This window comes from Serratia sp. BNK-4, assembly GCF_048685115.1.
GTDB classification, from domain to species: Bacteria; Pseudomonadota; Gammaproteobacteria; order Enterobacterales; family Enterobacteriaceae; genus Serratia; species Serratia bockelmannii.
This window is the reverse complement of record NZ_JBLQTM010000001.1, coordinates 3,710,535-3,728,201: the sequence shown is the minus strand read 5'-3', so window position 1 is coordinate 3,728,201 and position 17,667 is coordinate 3,710,535. Positions and strand designations below refer to the sequence as shown.

Annotated in this window: 10 protein-coding genes, 2 tRNA genes and 3 rRNA genes; 7 read left to right on the top strand and 8 right to left on the bottom strand. The window is 57.0% G+C overall.

All coding sequences use genetic code 11. The annotated features are described in order from the left end of the window. Positions 1-17: 17 nt before the first annotated feature. The 6 genes from proS to metN all read right to left on the bottom strand — a co-directional run bounded on the left by proS (position 18) and on the right by metN (position 5,604). A complete protein-coding gene (proS, locus tag ACMGGW_RS17885; RefSeq protein WP_089196204.1) occupies positions 18-1,736 on the bottom strand; it encodes a proline--tRNA ligase in 1,719 nt (572 codons plus the stop codon). A 112-nt stretch (positions 1,737-1,848) separates the two neighbouring features. Beyond that, the gene (tsaA, locus tag ACMGGW_RS17880; RefSeq protein ID WP_033644898.1) at positions 1,849-2,556 is read right to left on the bottom strand and encodes a tRNA (N6-threonylcarbamoyladenosine(37)-N6)-methyltransferase TrmO; all 708 of its coding nucleotides are present in this window, start codon (positions 2,554-2,556) and stop codon (positions 1,849-1,851) included. Further along, positions 2,553-2,957, bottom strand: a complete 405-nt coding sequence (rcsF, locus tag ACMGGW_RS17875) for an Rcs stress response system protein RcsF (RefSeq protein WP_025304011.1) — start codon at positions 2,955-2,957, stop codon at positions 2,553-2,555. The genes tsaA and rcsF overlap by 4 nt, the downstream gene beginning before the upstream one ends. Positions 2,958-3,071: 114 nt before the next feature. Further along, complete coding sequence (locus ACMGGW_RS17870; RefSeq protein WP_025304010.1) at positions 3,072-3,887, bottom strand: MetQ/NlpA family lipoprotein; 816 nt, start codon at positions 3,885-3,887, stop codon at positions 3,072-3,074. Between the two features lie 39 nt (positions 3,888-3,926). Next, complete coding sequence (locus ACMGGW_RS17865; protein WP_004932010.1) at positions 3,927-4,580, bottom strand: methionine ABC transporter permease MetI; 654 nt, start codon at positions 4,578-4,580, stop codon at positions 3,927-3,929. Then, a complete protein-coding gene (metN, locus tag ACMGGW_RS17860) occupies positions 4,573-5,604 on the bottom strand; it encodes a methionine ABC transporter ATP-binding protein MetN (protein ID WP_004932012.1) in 1,032 nt (343 codons plus the stop codon). Before metN ends, ACMGGW_RS17865 begins: the two co-directional genes overlap by 8 nt. Positions 5,605-5,792: 188 nt before the next feature. On the opposite strand from metN, the gene gmhB reads away from it, so the two are divergent. From gmhB to ACMGGW_RS17825, 7 genes are all read left to right on the top strand, one after another. Further along, positions 5,793-6,356 (top strand): D-glycero-beta-D-manno-heptose 1,7-bisphosphate 7-phosphatase, encoded by a 564-nt coding sequence (gene gmhB / locus ACMGGW_RS17855; protein WP_025304009.1) that lies wholly within the window; start codon positions 5,793-5,795, stop codon positions 6,354-6,356. Between the two features lie 393 nt (positions 6,357-6,749). Next, a 16S ribosomal RNA gene (locus ACMGGW_RS17850) occupies positions 6,750-8,291 on the top strand. 74 nt (positions 8,292-8,365) lie between these two features. Further along, a tRNA-Ile gene (locus ACMGGW_RS17845) sits at positions 8,366-8,442 on the top strand. A gap of 38 nt (positions 8,443-8,480) precedes the next feature. After that, positions 8,481-8,556 (top strand) — tRNA-Ala (locus tag ACMGGW_RS17840). Positions 8,557-8,762: 206 nt separating this feature from the next. Next, positions 8,763-11,670, top strand: a 23S ribosomal RNA gene (locus ACMGGW_RS17835). A gap of 99 nt (positions 11,671-11,769) precedes the next feature. Then, positions 11,770-11,885 (top strand): 5S ribosomal RNA (gene rrf / locus ACMGGW_RS17830). The 16S, 23S and 5S rRNA genes sit together here with 2 tRNA genes alongside, the layout of an rRNA operon. Positions 11,886-12,141: 256 nt before the next feature. Next, complete coding sequence (locus ACMGGW_RS17825; protein ID WP_025304008.1) at positions 12,142-13,452, top strand: MFS family transporter; 1,311 nt, start codon at positions 12,142-12,144, stop codon at positions 13,450-13,452. A gap of 36 nt (positions 13,453-13,488) precedes the next feature. Here the strand turns inward: ACMGGW_RS17825 and pssA are convergent, their stop codons facing one another. Beyond that, positions 13,489-14,844 (bottom strand): CDP-diacylglycerol--serine O-phosphatidyltransferase, encoded by a 1,356-nt coding sequence (gene pssA, locus ACMGGW_RS17820; protein ID WP_049205230.1) that lies wholly within the window; start codon positions 14,842-14,844, stop codon positions 13,489-13,491. A gap of 152 nt (positions 14,845-14,996) precedes the next feature. Then, on the bottom strand, positions 14,997-17,645 hold the full coding sequence (locus ACMGGW_RS17815) for a bifunctional acetate--CoA ligase family protein/GNAT family N-acetyltransferase (RefSeq protein WP_025304006.1): 2,649 nt from the start codon (positions 17,643-17,645) through the stop codon (positions 14,997-14,999). Positions 17,646-17,667 lie beyond the last annotated feature (22 nt).

Here is a 17,667-nt window from a genome sequence, read left to right as displayed (position 1 = left end):
TTTCTGGCGTTCGTCGCTCAGCGTTTGATCTGGCCCAGCAGGAAATCAACGATTTCGCCGGTTTTGATCATTTGCTTCTCGCCGACGCGGCGGTTCTTGTACTCGATCTCTTCGTTGTCGAGGTTACGGTCACCGATAACGATAGAGTGCGGCACGCCGATCAGTTCCATATCCGCGAACATCACGCCCGGACGCTCTTTGCGGTCATCGAGGATCACGTCGATGCCATGGGAGCGCAGGGTGTTGTACAGCTCTTCGGCGAGCGCCTGCACGCGGAACGACTTGTGCATGTTCATCGGCAGAATAGCGACCTGGAACGGCGCGATAGCGTCCGGCCAGATGATGCCGCGTTCGTCGTGGTTCTGCTCGATGGCGGCGGCCACGACGCGCGTGACCCCGATGCCGTAGCAACCCATGGTCAGTACCTGGTTACGGCCATCTTCGCCTTGCACGGTCGCTTTCATCGCTTCCGAATACTTGGTGCCGAGCTGGAAGATATGGCCCACTTCGATGCCACGTTTGATCAGCAGCGTACCCTGACCGTCCGGGCTGGCGTCGCCTTCCACCACGTTACGGATATCGGCCACCTGCGGCAGCGGCAGATCGCGCTCCCAGTTGATGCCGAAGTAGTGTTTGCCGTCAACGTTGGCGCCGGCGCCAAAGTCGCTCATCGCCGCCACGCTGCGGTCAGCTACCACCGGCATCGGCAGGTTGACCGGGCCGAGTGAACCCGGGCCGGCACCGACGATGGCGCGAATTTCTTCTTCGGTGGCGAAGGTCAGCGGCGTGGCAACCAGCGCCAGCTTCTCTGCCTTGACTTCGTTCAGCTCGTGATCGCCGCGCACCAGCAGAGCGACCAGCTTGTGGCCGCTCTCTTCGGTGGCGCGTACCATCAGCGTCTTCACGGTTTTTTCCACTGGCAGCGCGAATTGCTCGACCAGCTCGGCGATGGTTTTTGCGTTCGGGGTATCTACCAGGCGCAGCGCTTCGCTGGCCGCCGCGCGCGGAGCCGCCGGCGCGACCGCTTCCGCCAGCTCGATGTTGGCGGCGAAGTCGGAACCGGTGGAGAACACGATATCGTCTTCACCGCTGTCTGCCAGCACCTGGAATTCGTGCGACGCACTGCCGCCGATCGAGCCGGTATCGGCCTGCACCGGGCGGAAATCCAGGCCCATGCGGCTGAAGATTTTGCTGTACGCTTCGTACATCGCGTCGTAAGTCTCCTGCAGAGACTCCTGCGAGGTATGGAAGGAGTAGGCATCCTTCATCAGGAACTCACGGGAACGCATCACGCCGAAACGTGGGCGCACTTCATCACGGAACTTGGTCTGGATCTGGAAGAAGTTCAGCGGCAGCTGCTTGTACGAGCTGATCTCGTTGCGGATCAGATCGGTAATCACTTCTTCATGCGTCGGGCCCAGCACGAAAGGACGGTCACCGCGGTCGACGAAGCGCAGCAGCTCGGGGCCGTATTGCTCCCAACGGCCGCTTTCCTGCCACAGGTCGGCAGGCTGAACCACCGGCATGGACACTTCGATCGCATTAGCATTGTTCATTTCTTCGCGAACGATGTTTTCAACCTTCTTCAGAACGCGCAGGCCGGTCGGCAGCCAGGTGTAAAGACCGGAGGCCAGCTTGCGGATCATCCCGGCGCGCAGCATCAGCTGGTGGCTGATCACTTCGGCGTCGGCAGGTGTCTCCTTCAGAGTGGAGAGCAGATATTGGCTAGTACGCATGGTGTTTTGGTTCCGTTAGAACTGCAAATTGCATCGGGCTGCCAGAGTGGCGGCCAAAAAGTGATTTAGTTTACCAGCGCGAGCGGGTCGCCAAAAGAGAGGCGGCGGAATTTTAACGCGGGTCGAGCGACAGCACTTCGGTGTGGCCGTCTACGACGCGCCAGCGCACGTTGAAATCCAGCAGCCAGACGGCGTAATCCCGTTCGACGTCCTCTCCTTTACGATAGGCGGGACGGGGGTCCTGTGCCAGCACCTGGCTGATAAAACGCCTTAATTGCGGGTAGCGCGCCTGATGTTGCTGCAGCTGCTGTTCCGCCTGCGGCGCGAAACGCACCGGCATATCGCCGGCGGGCGCGGCCTGGGCAAAGCCGGCGCGGGCCTGCGGTTGGCTCTCGGCGAACGGCAGATAAGGCTTGATGTCCACCACCGGGGTACCGTCGACCAGATCGAGGCTGCCCAGTTCCAGCGCCACTTCCCCGTTTTTCACCCGTACGCCTTTGAGCTCAATGAGCGACATGCCGAGCGGGTTGGGGCGGAAGGTGGAGCGGGTGGCGAACACGCCCATGCGGGCATTGCCGCCTAAACGCGGTGGGCGTACCGTCGGGCGCCAGCCGCCTTCCATGGTTTGATGGAAAATGAACATCACCCACAGATGGCTGAAATCGCTGAGACCGCGAACCGCTTCCGCCTGGTTGTAGGGCGGTAGCAACAGCAGTTCGCCGCCACCGTCTTCGACCAGCCCCGGTTGGCGGGGCACGGCGAATTTCTCTTTATACGGCGAGCGGATCACGCCGATCTGCTCGAAAACGAATTCGGTCATTTGGACGAGACGTTAAGCGCCGAGCCCTGGCAGACGGCCTGCTGATAACAACCGGCGACGCCGCTGACAATCTGGCAGTCGTGCAGCAGCACGGCGTTGGCCTTCATGTAAGACGCGCGGATTTGCATGCGTTTACGGGCGGTAGCCAGATTCGGTGGGGAGTCTTGTACGGTGGTTTGGCACGATTCGCCGGACACTTCACCCAGATCGCGGAACGGTTTACCCACGAGTTCTTCTGCACTTTTATACAGTTTTACCGGAGCGGGGCGGGCGGCCGGCGTGGTCTTGGCCGGGGCGGTCGTGGTCGGCTTGCTGGTGCTGTTTGTTGAGGATGGCGCGATACGTTGCGATGAACATCCGGCCAGCGCGAGCGCTAACAAACAGAGAGGTAAAACACGCATTGAGATTCCTCTGCCTTAATGAAAGTGGCGCTATTGAAGCAATCTATGGCGGAAATAACAAGACGGGCCTTGGCCCGTCTTGCAATTATAGGAATAAAATTGGTGAATAAGCGCTTACCAGCCTTTCACCGCACCGCCGTTGAAGATTTTGTTGGCGGCGGCGTCAACTTCGTCAGACTGATAGGCCTGCACGAATTTCTTCACGTTTTCCGCATCTTTGTTATCTTCGCGCGCAACCAGCAGGTTGACGTAAGGCGAGTCTTTATCTTCCACGAACAGACCGTCTTTCGCCGGCGTAAGGCCGATCTGGCTGGCGTAGGTGGTATTGATCACCGCCAGCGCGATCTGCTGATCGTCCAGAGAACGTGGCAGCTGAGGCGCTTCCAGCTCAACCAGCTTCAGGTTTTTCGGGTTCTCGGTCACGTCCAGCACGGTCGGCAGCAGGCCAACGCCGTCTTTCAGCTTGATCAGGCCGACTTTCTGCAGCAGCAGCAGCGAGCGGCCCAGGTTGGTCGGATCGTTCGGCAGTGCGATCTGAGAACCCTCTTTCAGTTCGTCCAGCGATTTGATTTTCTTGGAGTAACCGGCGATCGGGTAAACAAAGGTGCTGCCGACCGGCACCAGCTTGTAGCCGCGATCTTTGATCTGCTGATCCAGATAAGGCTTGTGCTGGAAGGCGTTCAGGTCGATATCGCCTTTGCTCAGCGCTTCGTTTGGCAGCACGTAATCGTTGAAGGTGACCAGCTCGACGTCCAGACCGTATTTCTCTTTCGCCACTTTCTGCGCCACTTCAGCCACTTGCTGCTCTGCGCCGACGATCACGCCGACCTTGATGTGGTTTGGATTCTTTTCATCCTGGCCACAGCCCGCCAGAGCCAGAGTGCCGATCAGTGCGCCAATTGTCGCGATGGATTTAAATGTTAACGACATATCCCTTCCTCATTAGACTCGCATTAATATGCTGTGAAACTATTTATGGGTAACGGCTTTGACGATGCGATCGCCGCAGAATTGGATCAGATAAACCAAAACTACCAGTAATACTAATACGGTATTCATAACTGTGGCGTTATAACCGATATAACCGTATTGGTAACCGATTTGGCCCAGACCGCCGGCACCGACCGCGCCGCCCATGGCGGAGTAACCCACCAGGGTGATTAGGGTGATGGTCGCGGCGTTGACCAGGCCCGGTAGGGCTTCCGGCAGCAACACTTTCTTAATGATCTGCATCGGCGTGGCGCCCATGGCGCGCGCCGCTTCCACCAGACCGGACGGGATCTCCAGCAGGGCGTTTTCCACCATGCGCGCGATGAACGGCGCGGCGCCCACGGTCAACGGCACGATGGCCGCCTGAAGACCGATCGAGGTACCGACGATCATGCGGGTAAAAGGAATCATCCAAACCAACAGGATAATGAACGGGATGGAACGGAAGATGTTCACCAGCCCGGACAGGATCTTATACAGCGAATTGTTGGCGATGATCTGCCCCGGGCGGGTCACATACAGCAGCACGCCTACCGGCAGGCCGAGCACGAAACCGAAGAAGCCGGAGACAAAGGTCATCATGACGGTTTCCCACACGCCACGTGCCATCAACCACATCATTGCCTCAGACATAACCCAGAACCTCTACTTTTACCTGATTTTCTTGCAGGAACTTAATCGTCGCCAGCGCGTCTTCGTCGCTGCCGTGCAGCTCCGCCAGCATCACGCCGAATTTCACGCCGCCGGCATAATCCATCTGGGCGCTGATAATGTTGTTGTTCACGTTGAAGCGGCGAGCGGCTTCAGACAGCAGCGGCGCATCGACCGACTGGCCGGTGAATTCCAGGCGCAGCAGCGGCTGACGGTCGCCCTGGCGCTCCGGCGACAGGCGCGCGGCGTAGTCGTCCGGAATATCCAGATGCAGCGTGGACTGAATGAACTGTTGGGCCAGCGGGGTTTTCGGGTGTGAGAACACTTCGCTGACGCTGTCTTTTTCGATCAGTTGCCCCTGGCTGATGACCGCGACCTGGTCGCAGATGCGTTTCACCACGTCCATTTCATGGGTGATGAGCAGAATGGTCAGGCCCAGACGGCGGTTGATGTCTTTCAGCAGTTCCAGGATGGAACGGGTGGTGGCCGGATCCAGCGCGCTGGTGGCTTCGTCGCACAGCAGCACTTTGGGGTTACTGGCCAGCGCGCGCGCGATCGCCACGCGCTGTTTCTGGCCGCCGGACAGGTTGGCCGGATAGGCGTCGTGTTTGTCCGCCAGGCCGACCAGCTCCAGCAGTTCGGTCACGCGCTTTTTGATCTCGGCGCGCGGCGTATTGTCCAGCTCCAGCGGCAGCGCGACGTTGCCGAACACCGTGCGGGAAGAGAGCAGGTTGAAGTGCTGGAAGATCATGCCGATTTGGCGACGGGCGCGCGTCAGTTCGCTTTCCGACAGCGAAGTCAGATCCTGACCATCGACCAGCACCTGGCCGGACGTTGGGCGCTCCAGCATGTTGGCGCAGCGAATCAGCGTGCTTTTACCGGCGCCGGAGGAACCGATGACGCCATAGATTTGCCCTGCAGGGACGTGAAGGGTCACGTCAGAGAGCGCGGTAATGGTGCGCGAACCCTGCTGGAACACTTTAGTGATGTTAGAAAGTTTAATCATATTCTTCTTATTTTAGCGTGGTTGCCCGTGGCTAGATAAAAGTAAACCTCGGCGTGGAACCAAGGTATGGATCAGATGTTAAGGCGTCTAGACGTCTAAGTCAACGGCCAGCGACGTTCTCCGGCGTTCTCAGTGCGGGGTAAAACATGCGATACTGTCAGCGTATTCAGCCCCTCAGGAGCAAAGCGGTGACACAAAGCGTTCCAGCAATTTTTCTCGATCGTGACGGTACGATTAATGTTGACCATGGTTATGTCCATGAAATCGACAACTTCCACTTTATTGACGGCGTGATTGACGCCTGTCGCGAACTCAAAAAGATGGGCTTCGCGTTGGTGATGGTGACCAACCAGTCCGGCATTGCGCGCGGCAAGTTCAGCGAAGACCAATTTATGTACCTGACCGAGTGGATGGATTGGTCGCTGGCCGATCGCGATGTCGACTTCGACGGCATCTATTTCTGCCCGCATCATCCGGAGGCGGCAGTAGAGGAGTATCGTCAGGTGTGCGACTGCCGTAAACCGCAGCCGGGCATGCTGTTGCAAGCACAGCAGGAATTGAACATCGATATGGCCGCTTCTTATATGGTGGGGGATAAACCGGAAGACATGCAGGCGGCGATCGCGGCCGGCGTTGGCACTAAGGTGCTGGTGCGTACCGGCAAGCCGGTGACCGAGCAGGGCGAAAAGCTGGCCGATTGGGTGCTAAATAGCCTGGCGGACCTGCCGGCAGCCATCAAAAAGCGGGTTTAATAGGCGTTACGAATGAATAGTGAGCGGTCAGATAAAAAATGCAGATTATCGCTTGTCATTCTGAACCGGCTCCCTATAATGCGCCTCCATCGACACGGAACATGTGAACAACTTCACAGAGTATCCGGGGGTCGCAGAGAAAAAATCCTGAAAATTAGGGTTGACTCTGAAAGAGGAAAGCGTAATATACGCCACCTCGAGTTAGCAAGCGAAAGCGCCTAACTCACTGCTCTTTAACAATTTATCAGACAATCTGTGTGGGCACTCCACAAGACGATATCCAGCATCTTCGGATGCAAAAAAATATCAAGTCTTGAAGAGTGACTAACTGAAGTAAAATTCATGCAGTAAATCTTTGAGCATCGCTTCTCGAGTGGAAGCAAATCAAGCTTTTAATTGAAGAGTTTGATCATGGCTCAGATTGAACGCTGGCGGCAGGCTTAACACATGCAAGTCGAGCGGTAGCACAGGGGAGCTTGCTCCCTGGGTGACGAGCGGCGGACGGGTGAGTAATGTCTGGGAAACTGCCTGATGGAGGGGGATAACTACTGGAAACGGTAGCTAATACCGCATAACGTCGCAAGACCAAAGAGGGGGACCTTCGGGCCTCTTGCCATCAGATGTGCCCAGATGGGATTAGCTAGTAGGTGGGGTAATGGCTCACCTAGGCGACGATCCCTAGCTGGTCTGAGAGGATGACCAGCCACACTGGAACTGAGACACGGTCCAGACTCCTACGGGAGGCAGCAGTGGGGAATATTGCACAATGGGCGCAAGCCTGATGCAGCCATGCCGCGTGTGTGAAGAAGGCCTTCGGGTTGTAAAGCACTTTCAGCGAGGAGGAAGGTGGTGAACTTAATACGTTCATCAATTGACGTTACTCGCAGAAGAAGCACCGGCTAACTCCGTGCCAGCAGCCGCGGTAATACGGAGGGTGCAAGCGTTAATCGGAATTACTGGGCGTAAAGCGCACGCAGGCGGTTTGTTAAGTCAGATGTGAAATCCCCGGGCTCAACCTGGGAACTGCATTTGAAACTGGCAAGCTAGAGTCTCGTAGAGGGGGGTAGAATTCCAGGTGTAGCGGTGAAATGCGTAGAGATCTGGAGGAATACCGGTGGCGAAGGCGGCCCCCTGGACGAAGACTGACGCTCAGGTGCGAAAGCGTGGGGAGCAAACAGGATTAGATACCCTGGTAGTCCACGCTGTAAACGATGTCGATTTGGAGGTTGTGCCCTTGAGGCGTGGCTTCCGGAGCTAACGCGTTAAATCGACCGCCTGGGGAGTACGGCCGCAAGGTTAAAACTCAAATGAATTGACGGGGGCCCGCACAAGCGGTGGAGCATGTGGTTTAATTCGATGCAACGCGAAGAACCTTACCTACTCTTGACATCCAGAGAACTTAGCAGAGATGCTTTGGTGCCTTCGGGAACTCTGAGACAGGTGCTGCATGGCTGTCGTCAGCTCGTGTTGTGAAATGTTGGGTTAAGTCCCGCAACGAGCGCAACCCTTATCCTTTGTTGCCAGCGGTTCGGCCGGGAACTCAAAGGAGACTGCCAGTGATAAACTGGAGGAAGGTGGGGATGACGTCAAGTCATCATGGCCCTTACGAGTAGGGCTACACACGTGCTACAATGGCATATACAAAGAGAAGCGACCTCGCGAGAGCAAGCGGACCTCATAAAGTATGTCGTAGTCCGGATTGGAGTCTGCAACTCGACTCCATGAAGTCGGAATCGCTAGTAATCGTAGATCAGAATGCTACGGTGAATACGTTCCCGGGCCTTGTACACACCGCCCGTCACACCATGGGAGTGGGTTGCAAAAGAAGTAGGTAGCTTAACCTTCGGGAGGGCGCTTACCACTTTGTGATTCATGACTGGGGTGAAGTCGTAACAAGGTAACCGTAGGGGAACCTGCGGTTGGATCACCTCCTTACCTAAAGATATTAGTTCGAGTGGCGTGCTCACACAGATTGTCTGATAGAAAGTAACGAGCAGAAATACCTTTATAGGCTTGTAGCTCAGGTGGTTAGAGCGCACCCCTGATAAGGGTGAGGTCGGTGGTTCAAGTCCACTCAGGCCTACCACTTCTTCGAAGTGGAAAAGGTACTGCACGTGACTGTATGGGGCTATAGCTCAGCTGGGAGAGCGCCTGCCTTGCACGCAGGAGGTCAGCGGTTCGATCCCGCTTAGCTCCACCATATAGTCCGGTATTTAATACTTCAGAGTATATTGGCGACAGTATGCTGCGAAGTATTTTGCTCTTTAACAATCTGGAACAAGCTGAAAATTGAAACATGACGGCTGAAATTTATCCCTCCGTAGATGTACTGGGATGAAGAGTAACCTGTCATAGAGTCTCTCAAATGTTTGCAGCGCGAACGATGGAAACATCTTCGGGTTGTGAGGTTAAGTGACTAAGCGTACACGGTGGATGCCTAGGCAGTCAGAGGCGATGAAGGGCGTGCTAATCTGCGAAAAGCGTCGGTAAGGTGATATGAACCGTTATAACCGGCGATACCCGAATGGGGAAACCCAGTGTGTTTCGACACACTATCATGTCATGAATACATAGTGGCATGAGGCGAACCGGGGGAACTGAAACATCTAAGTACCCCGAGGAAAAGAAATCAACCGAGATTCCCCCAGTAGCGGCGAGCGAACGGGGAGGAGCCCAGAACCTGAATCGGCTTGTGTGTTAGTGGAAGCGTCTGGAAAGTCGCGCAGCAAAGGGTGATAGCCCCGTACACTAAAATGCACAGGTCGTGAGTTCGATGAGTAGGGCGGGACACGTGACATCCTGTCTGAATATGGGGGGACCATCCTCCAAGGCTAAATACTCCTGACTGACCGATAGTGAACCAGTACCGTGAGGGAAAGGCGAAAAGAACCCCGGCGAGGGGAGTGAAATAGAACCTGAAACCGTGTACGTACAAGCAGTGGGAGCACCTTCGTGGTGTGACTGCGTACCTTTTGTATAATGGGTCAGCGACTTATATTTTGTAGCAAGGTTAACCGTATAGGGGAGCCGTAGGGAAACCGAGTCTTAACTGGGCGATTAGTTGCAAGGTATAGACCCGAAACCCGGTGATCTAGCCATGGGCAGGTTGAAGGTTGGGTAACACTAACTGGAGGACCGAACCGACTAATGTTGAAAAATTAGCGGATGACTTGTGGCTGGGGGTGAAAGGCCAATCAAACCGGGAGATAGCTGGTTCTCCCCGAAAGCTATTTAGGTAGCGCCTCGTGAACTCATCTTCGGGGGTAGAGCACTGTTTCGGCTAGGGGGCCATCCCGGCTTACCAAACCGATGCAAACTCCGAATACCGAAGAATGTTATCACGGGAGACACACGGCGGGTGCTAACGTCCGTCGTGAAGAGGGAAACAACCCAGACCGCCAGCTAAGGTCCCAAAGTCATGGTTAAGTGGGAAACGATGTGGGAAGGCATAGACAGCCAGGATGTTGGCTTAGAAGCAGCCATCATTTAAAGAAAGCGTAATAGCTCACTGGTCGAGTCGGCCTGCGCGGAAGATGTAACGGGGCTAAACCATGCACCGAAGCTGCGGCAGCGACGCTTAGGCGTTGTTGGGTAGGGGAGCGTTCTGTAAGCCGTTGAAGGTGGCCTGTGAGGGTTGCTGGAGGTATCAGAAGTGCGAATGCTGACATAAGTAACGATAAAGCGGGTGAAAAGCCCGCTCGCCGGAAGACCAAGGGTTCCTGTCCAACGTTAATCGGGGCAGGGTGAGTCGACCCCTAAGGCGAGGCTGAAAAGCGTAGTCGATGGGAAACAGGTTAATATTCCTGTACTTGGTGTTACTGCGAAGGGGGGACGGAGAAGGCTAGGCTAGCCGGGCGACGGTTGTCCCGGTTTAAGCGTGTAGGGGGTGTGACCTGGTAAATCCGGTTGCATACTAACCCTGAGGCGTGATGACGATGCACTACGGTGCAGAAGTAGTTGATGCCCTGCTTCCAGGAAAATCCTCTAAGCATCAGGTAACATTAAATCGTACCCCAAACCGACACAGGTGGTCAGGTAGAGAATACCAAGGCGCTTGAGAGAACTCGGGTGAAGGAACTAGGCAAAATGGTGCCGTAACTTCGGGAGAAGGCACGCTGGCATGTAGGTGAAGTCCCTCGCGGATGGAGCTGAAGCCAGTCGAAGATACCAGCTGGCTGCAACTGTTTAATAAAAACACAGCACTGTGCAAACACGAAAGTGGACGTATACGGTGTGACGCCTGCCCGGTGCTGGAAGGTTAATTGATGGGGTCAGCCGCAAGGCGAAGCTCTTGATCGAAGCCCCAGTAAACGGCGGCCGTAACTATAACGGTCCTAAGGTAGCGAAATTCCTTGTCGGGTAAGTTCCGACCTGCACGAATGGCGTAATGATGGCCAGGCTGTCTCCACCCGAGACTCAGTGAAATTGAACTCGCTGTGAAGATGCAGTGTACCCGCGGCAAGACGGAAAGACCCCGTGAACCTTTACTATAGCTTGACACTGAACATTGAGCCTTGATGTGTAGGATAGGTGGGAGGCTTTGAAGCGTGGACGCCAGTCTGCGTGGAGCCATCCTTGAAATACCACCCTTTAATGTTTGATGTTCTAACTCGGCCCCGTAATCCGGGGTGAGGACAGTGTCTGGTGGGTAGTTTGACTGGGGCGGTCTCCTCCCAAAGAGTAACGGAGGAGCACGAAGGTTAGCTAATCACGGTCGGACATCGTGAGGTTAGTGCAAAGGCATAAGCTAGCTTGACTGCGAGAGTGACGGCTCGAGCAGGTACGAAAGTAGGTCTTAGTGATCCGGTGGTTCTGAATGGAAGGGCCATCGCTCAACGGATAAAAGGTACTCCGGGGATAACAGGCTGATACCGCCCAAGAGTTCATATCGACGGCGGTGTTTGGCACCTCGATGTCGGCTCATCACATCCTGGGGCTGAAGTAGGTCCCAAGGGTATGGCTGTTCGCCATTTAAAGTGGTACGCGAGCTGGGTTTAGAACGTCGTGAGACAGTTCGGTCCCTATCTGCCGTGGGCGTTGGAAGATTGAGAGGGGTTGCTCCTAGTACGAGAGGACCGGAGTGAACGCACCACTGGTGTTCGGGTTGTCATGCCAATGGCATTGCCCGGTAGCTAAGTGCGGAAAAGATAAGCGCTGAAAGCATCTAAGCGCGAAACTTGCCTCAAGATGAGTCTTCCCTGGGCCTTTAAGGCCCCTGAAGGAACGTTTAAGACTAAGACGTTGATAGGCTGGGTGTGTAAGTGCAGCGATGCATTGAGCTAACCAGTACTAATGATCCGTGAGGCTTAACCTTACAACACCGAAGGTGTTTTTAGAGAGATTTTCAGCGAAGTTCCGAGATTGGTTCTGATGGCTTCACGGGAGTGATGCGGTTGGAATGAAACAGAATTTGCCTGGCGGCAATAGCGCGGTGGTCCCACCTGACCCCATGCCGAACTCAGAAGTGAAACGCCGTAGCGCCGATGGTAGTGTGGGGTCTCCCCATGCGAGAGTAGGACACTGCCAGGCATCAAATAAAGCCGAAAACCCTGAACTGACGTTCAGGGCTTTTTGCTATGCGTAAAATGGAAAATCCCCGTTGTAATCCGCTTCAGCTTTCATCGTACTGTTTAATATTCATCACAAAACCAACGCATTGTTTCTCTGAATATCAGATATTCTTCGTCCGCTATTAAGTTTGGCTGTTAACTTATAAATAACAATAAAGTAACACCTGGCGGCAGGACGCCGAATTTCATCATTGCTATGGCTCGGAGAAAACATCATGACAGAAACAACCTCGGCTCTTGGGGATGAGCACGGCACCGAACAGGGAGCGCTGGATAACAAGAAACGCATTTTCGCTATCGTCGGGGCTTCGTCAGGCAATCTGGTGGAGTGGTTTGATTTTTACGTCTACTCCTTCTGCTCAATCTACTTTGCTGCCTCATTTTTTCCGGCGGGCAACAGTACGACACAGCTGCTGCAAACCGCCGGGGTATTCGCCGCCGGCTTCTTCATGCGACCTATCGGCGGTTGGTTATTCGGCTACATCGCTGACAAGCATGGCCGGAAAAACTCGATGCTGATTTCGGTCTGCATGATGTGCGCCGGATCGCTGGTGATCGCCTGCCTGCCGACTTATGAATCAATCGGCAGCTGGGCGCCGGCGCTGCTGCTGATTGCCCGCCTGTTCCAGGGGTTGTCGGTAGGGGGGGAGTATGGCACCAGCGCCACCTACATGAGCGAGGTGGCAATCAAGGGGCGGCGTGGCTTCTACGCCTCGTTCCAGTACGTGACGCTGATCGGCGGGCAACTGTTGGCGCTGCTGGTTTTGGTGATCCTGCAGCAAATATTGTCCGGCGAAGAGCTGAAAGCCTGGGGATGGCGTATTCCGTTTGCCTTGGGGGCGGTGTTGGCGGTGGTGGCGCTGTACCTGCGCCGCTCGCTGAATGAAACCTCCGATGCGAAGACGCGTAACCACAAAGATGCCGGTTCGCTGACGGGGCTGTGGAAGAACCGCAAGGCGTTCCTGATGGTGCTGGGCTTTACCGCCGCCGGTTCGCTGACCTTCTACACCTTCACCACCTACATGCAAAAATACCTGGTGAACACCGCTGGTATGGACGCCAAGCTGGCCAGCGCCATCATGACCGTGGCGCTGTTCGTCTTTATGCTGCTGCAGCCGGCGGTAGGCGCGTTTTCGGACAAAATCGGCCGTCGCAGCTCGATGCTGATCTTCTCAGCCTTCGCCACGGTGTTGACGGTGCCGATCCTGTTTGCCTTGAAAGAGGTGACCAACCCCTTTATGGCGTTCGGTCTGATCGTGTTGGCGCTGTTCGTTGTCAGCTTTTACACCGCGATCAGCGGGTTGCTTAAAGCCGAGATGTTCCCGCCGGAGGTACGCGCGTTAGGGGTAGGCTTGTCTTATGCGGTGGCGAATGCCCTGTTCGGTGGTTCGGCGGAATATGTCGCGTTGTCGCTTAAATCGTTTGGCGTGGAGAACGCTTTCTTCTGGTACGTTTCCGGCATGTGCCTGCTGGCGTTGCTGGTCTCGCTCCGGTTGCATCGCAAAGGCAAGGAGATACAGCTGTAATAAAAACCCCGGCCTTGGCTGGGGTCAGAGTCCATCTTACAGGATACGGCTAATCAGCCGATCGATGCGGATACGCCGCAGACGGCGAATCAGCTTACGCACCTTGATCGGGTACTGCTGAATGCTTTGCAGCTCCTGATAATGGCCGACCACGGTGGTGTGAGTGCGGATGCATTCCAGCTCTTTTTGCCGCTGCTCGCGCATTTCCTGCTTGGGATCGTGGATCAGAATGGCGTTTTCCAGATCCAGCCGCCAGGCGCGCGGGTTGAGGTTATTGCCGGTAATCAGCTGCCACTCTTCGTCTACCCACATGCCTTTCAGGTGATAGCTGTTATCGCCATCCTTCCACAGACGCACGATCAGCTGCCCGGTGTCGATATAACGCTGCAAGCGGCTCAGAAAGCGGCGCAGGTTGATCTCGTACAGGTAGGGCAGCGCGCCGATGATTTTGAACGGCTGGTCCTCCGGAATATAGAAGTCGTTGGCGGTCTTGTCGCCGACGATGATCTCCACCTGTTTGCCCTGGCGCAGCAGATAAATGATGTTGCGCACCAGCAGCGCCGGCAGGTTGAAATAGGGAGTACACAGCGTCAGTTTCTGGTCGGCGCACGACATCAGGTGATGAATGGTTTTATTCAGCACGCTTTGCTTGCCAAGCCCAACCAGCGGCGTCACCGCCAGCTCATCGTTGCCGGCCTTGCCGCGGAAGTGGTAACCCGCGCGGCGCAGGGCGAAACGGAACAGACGGGTCTCGTTTTTGATCTCCGGGCTTTTCGGCCGATCGCTGCGATCGAGGCGTTGTACGGCGCCGGCGGTGAGCAGATGCTGCTTGATGTAATCGATCAGGGTATCGGCCAACACCTCATTGGTGATCAGCTGGTAGCGATCGTAACGGTATTTCTCATGCTGATGCAGATAAACGTCGTTGATGCTGGCGCCGCTGTAGATCACGGTATCGTCGACCACAAAGCCCTTCAGGTGCAGAACGCCCAACGCTTCGCGGGTATTGACCGGCACGCCGTAGATCGGCACCGACTGTTCCGGATGTTGGCTGGCCATGGCGCAGTACCAGTCGGCGTTGGTATTGGCGGCGGCGGCGCCGATTCGCCCGCGCTGTGCGCGGTGCCAGTCGACCAGTACGCAGATTTCCAGCTCGGGCCGACGCTGCTTGGCTTGATACAGCGCGTTGAGGATCTCGCGCCCGGCGTCGTCATGCTCCAGATACAGGGCCACCAGATAGATGCGTTGGGTGGCGTTGGCGATGGCGCTCAGCAGCGTGGTGCGAAAATCGGACGGCGTGTACAACGTACGAACATCAGCAACCGTCTGGGGGAGTTTGGGCAGTTGTGCAAGGTGTTGTTGATGTTTGCTACGTTTAAATTTTGACAACATCACAGTGCGTTTCTTCTCTCATGATTGATGGCCGGAACGCCACAGGCATAAAAACAATAAACCGAATAATCGGGCGATAATACCATTAGTTGCCCCGATTGTGCGTATGTTTTGGCGTTAAGTGGTGGATTCGTAGCGCATTGCGACGCAGGTCACTGCGCGTCGGCGGCCTGCAGCGGCAGCGTCAGATTGACGATGCCGTCCTCAAGCTGCACCTCGATGCCAAAGCCCAGTCGCTGCGCCAGCGCGATCATGCCGCGGTTATTCGGCATGGTGATGCCGCTCAGGCGGGTCAGGCCATGCGCGCGCGCGTAGGCGATCATTTTCTCCAGTAGCTGACGGCCTAGGCCCACGCCTTTGAGATCGGAACGCACCAGTACGGCGAACTCGGCGTCGGTGTTGTCCGGATCGGACAGCGCGCGGGTCACACCGATGATCTCGTCTGCGCGCACCGCCACAAAGGCCATTTCTCGATCGTAGTCGATCTGCGTCATGTTGGCCAAATCGTCATGGGTAAACTCGTTGATCTCGCTGAAGTAGCGATAATAGAGGTCTTCCTTGGTCACCCGGTCGATGAAATGTTTCAGCGCCGGTTCGTCTTCCGGCAGGATCGGGCGGAACAGGCACTGGCTGCCGTCTTTCAACGCGATGGTCTCTTCCAGCTCATGCGGATAAGGGCGGATCGCCAGCCGCGCCTGCGGATCGCCGCTGAACGGCGCGAGCTGCATCGAAACGTCCAGCAGGGTGAATTCGCTGCCGGAGGCCAACACCGGGTGAATATCCAGCCGGGCGATCTCCGGGCAGTCGAGGATCAGGTTGGAGACCTGCACCAGCAAGCGGCTTAGTCCAGGGATATCTAAAGGCCGCAGCGCGCTGCGCCCGCGGATCTTGCCGCCTTTCACCGCCTGCAGCACCAGATAACGCGCCAGCGCCATGTTCAGCGGCGGCAGCGCGACCGCCACCTGATTTTCCTGGCGCCACTCTACGCCGCCTTCTCCCAGCATGATCAACGGGCCGAAAATGGCATCCTGCTCCACCGCGATGCGCAGCTCCTGGGCGCCTGCGCGGTTGGCCATGCTCTGCACCAACAGGCCATGGATGCGCGCCTGGGGGTAGGTACGCTTCACACGGTCGAGGATCGCCTCCGCCGCGCGCTGCACTTCGGTCGCGGTGCGCAGGTAGAGCATCACGCCCTGAACTTCCGATTTGTGCGGAATATCCGGCGAACGCAGCTTCAGCGCCACCGGGTAGCCGATCTGCTCGGCGATGTGCACCGCTTCGGCGCTGTCTTCGGCGATCCAGGTCGGCAGGGTGCTCAGGTCATAAGCCTGCAGAATGGATTGCACCTCGTGGGTATCCAACTGGGTGGCGCCTTCGGCCAGCGCCTGATGGATCAGGCGGTGAGCGTCGGCGGTATTGGCGGTCAGGCCGACCGGCAGCGCCGGGGTCTCTTTCAGCTGCTTTTGGTTGCGGCGGTATTCCACCATATGCATAAAGGCGGTGACCGCGCCTTCCGGCGTGCGGTAGGTGGGAATGGCGGCCTCGGTAAACTGCCGGCGCGCCTCTTGAGAAGAGTATTCGCCGCACCAGTTGGTCAGCAAGGTGATGCGCTTGCCGCGCGTATGGCGATGCAGCGCGTCAATCAGCCGCTGCGCCGTGGCGGTGCCCGGCGCCGCCGCACTCGGCGCATGGATCAGAAGCAGCGCGTCATAGTCGTGGCTGTCGAGCAGCGCTTCGAGAGCCGCCAGGTAGCGCTGCGGCGTGGCGTCATCGCGCAGATCGAGCGGGTTGCCGGCGCGAATGAAATCCGGCAGCGCATCGCTCAGCTTCGCCAGGCTTTCCTCGCTCAGCGTCGCCAGCTTGCCGTTGCGGCCGAGCAGTTCGTCCAGCGCCATCGCCGCCGGCGCCGCGCCGTTGCTGACGATCATCAACCGTTCCCCCCGCAGCGGATGCATATGGCTGAGGGTTTCCACCGCGGAGAACAGCTCGTGAGTATCCTGCACGCGCAGCAGGCCGGCGCGCTGGATGGCGGCGTCATAAGCGGCGTCCAGCCCCAGCTGGCTGTTGAGCAGTAATTGCGCCTGTTGGCTGCGGCCGCTTTTGATCACCAGAATGGGCTTGTTGCGTGAGGCGCTGCGCGAGGCGGAGAGAAAGCGTCGTGCGTCGCTGATGTTTTCCAGATACAGCAGGATGGCGCTGGTCTTGCTGTCGCGCGCCAAAAAGTCTAGCAGGTCGTCGACGTCGATGTCCAGGCTGTCGCCCAGCGCGATGAAGTAGGAGAAGCCGACTTCGCGCTGCTGCGCCCAGTCGAGAATGGTGTTGGCCACGGCGGCGGACTGCGAGATAAACGCCAGCTTGCCCTTTTGGATCGGCACCGGCGAGAAGCTGGCGTTGATGCCCTGCCACGGCGCCAGCAGCCCCAGGCTGTTGGGGCCCAACAGCCGCATGGCGTGGCGCTGCGCGCAGGCCTTCAGCTCGGCGAACTGTTCCGGTGGCGAAGAGAGCACGATGGCGGTTTTGCAGCCGCGTTGGCCCAGCGCGTCGATCAGCGCCAGATTACGCTTGGCGTGGGTGCAGATGATCGCCAGATCCGGCGTCAGCGGCAGGCTGGCGACGTCGGGATAGGCCATGACGCCGCATACCGCCTTGTAGCGCGGCGTCACCGGCAAGATGGGCCCGCCAAAACCGCCGGCCAGCAGGTTGCTCATCATCAGGTTGCCGGCACGGCCCGGCTGCTGCGAAGCGCCCAGCACGGCGATCGATTTGGGACGTAGTAGCGCTTCTAACCCTCGCTGGCTCATGCACGGCTCCTTTTGGCAACGT

Bases quoted from the DNA above. Each gene is read 5' to 3' on its own strand.
- proS (WP_089196204.1), bottom strand. From the start codon at position 1,736: ATGCGTACTAGCCAATATCTGCTCTCCACTCTGAAGGAGACACCTGCC.
- tsaA (WP_033644898.1), bottom strand. From the start codon at position 2,556: ATGACCGAATTCGTTTTCGAGCAGATCGGCGTGATCCGCTCGCCGTAT.
- rcsF (WP_025304011.1), bottom strand. From the start codon at position 2,957: ATGCGTGTTTTACCTCTCTGTTTGTTAGCGCTCGCGCTGGCCGGATGT.
- ACMGGW_RS17870 (WP_025304010.1), bottom strand. From the start codon at position 3,887: ATGTCGTTAACATTTAAATCCATCGCGACAATTGGCGCACTGATCGGC.
- ACMGGW_RS17865 (WP_004932010.1), bottom strand. From the start codon at position 4,580: ATGTCTGAGGCAATGATGTGGTTGATGGCACGTGGCGTGTGGGAAACC.
- metN (WP_004932012.1), bottom strand. From the start codon at position 5,604: ATGATTAAACTTTCTAACATCACTAAAGTGTTCCAGCAGGGTTCGCGC.
- ACMGGW_RS17825 (WP_025304008.1), top strand. From the start codon at position 12,142: ATGACAGAAACAACCTCGGCTCTTGGGGATGAGCACGGCACCGAACAG.
- pssA (WP_049205230.1), bottom strand. From the start codon at position 14,844: ATGTTGTCAAAATTTAAACGTAGCAAACATCAACAACACCTTGCACAA.
- ACMGGW_RS17815 (WP_025304006.1), bottom strand. From the start codon at position 17,645: ATGAGCCAGCGAGGGTTAGAAGCGCTACTACGTCCCAAATCGATCGCC.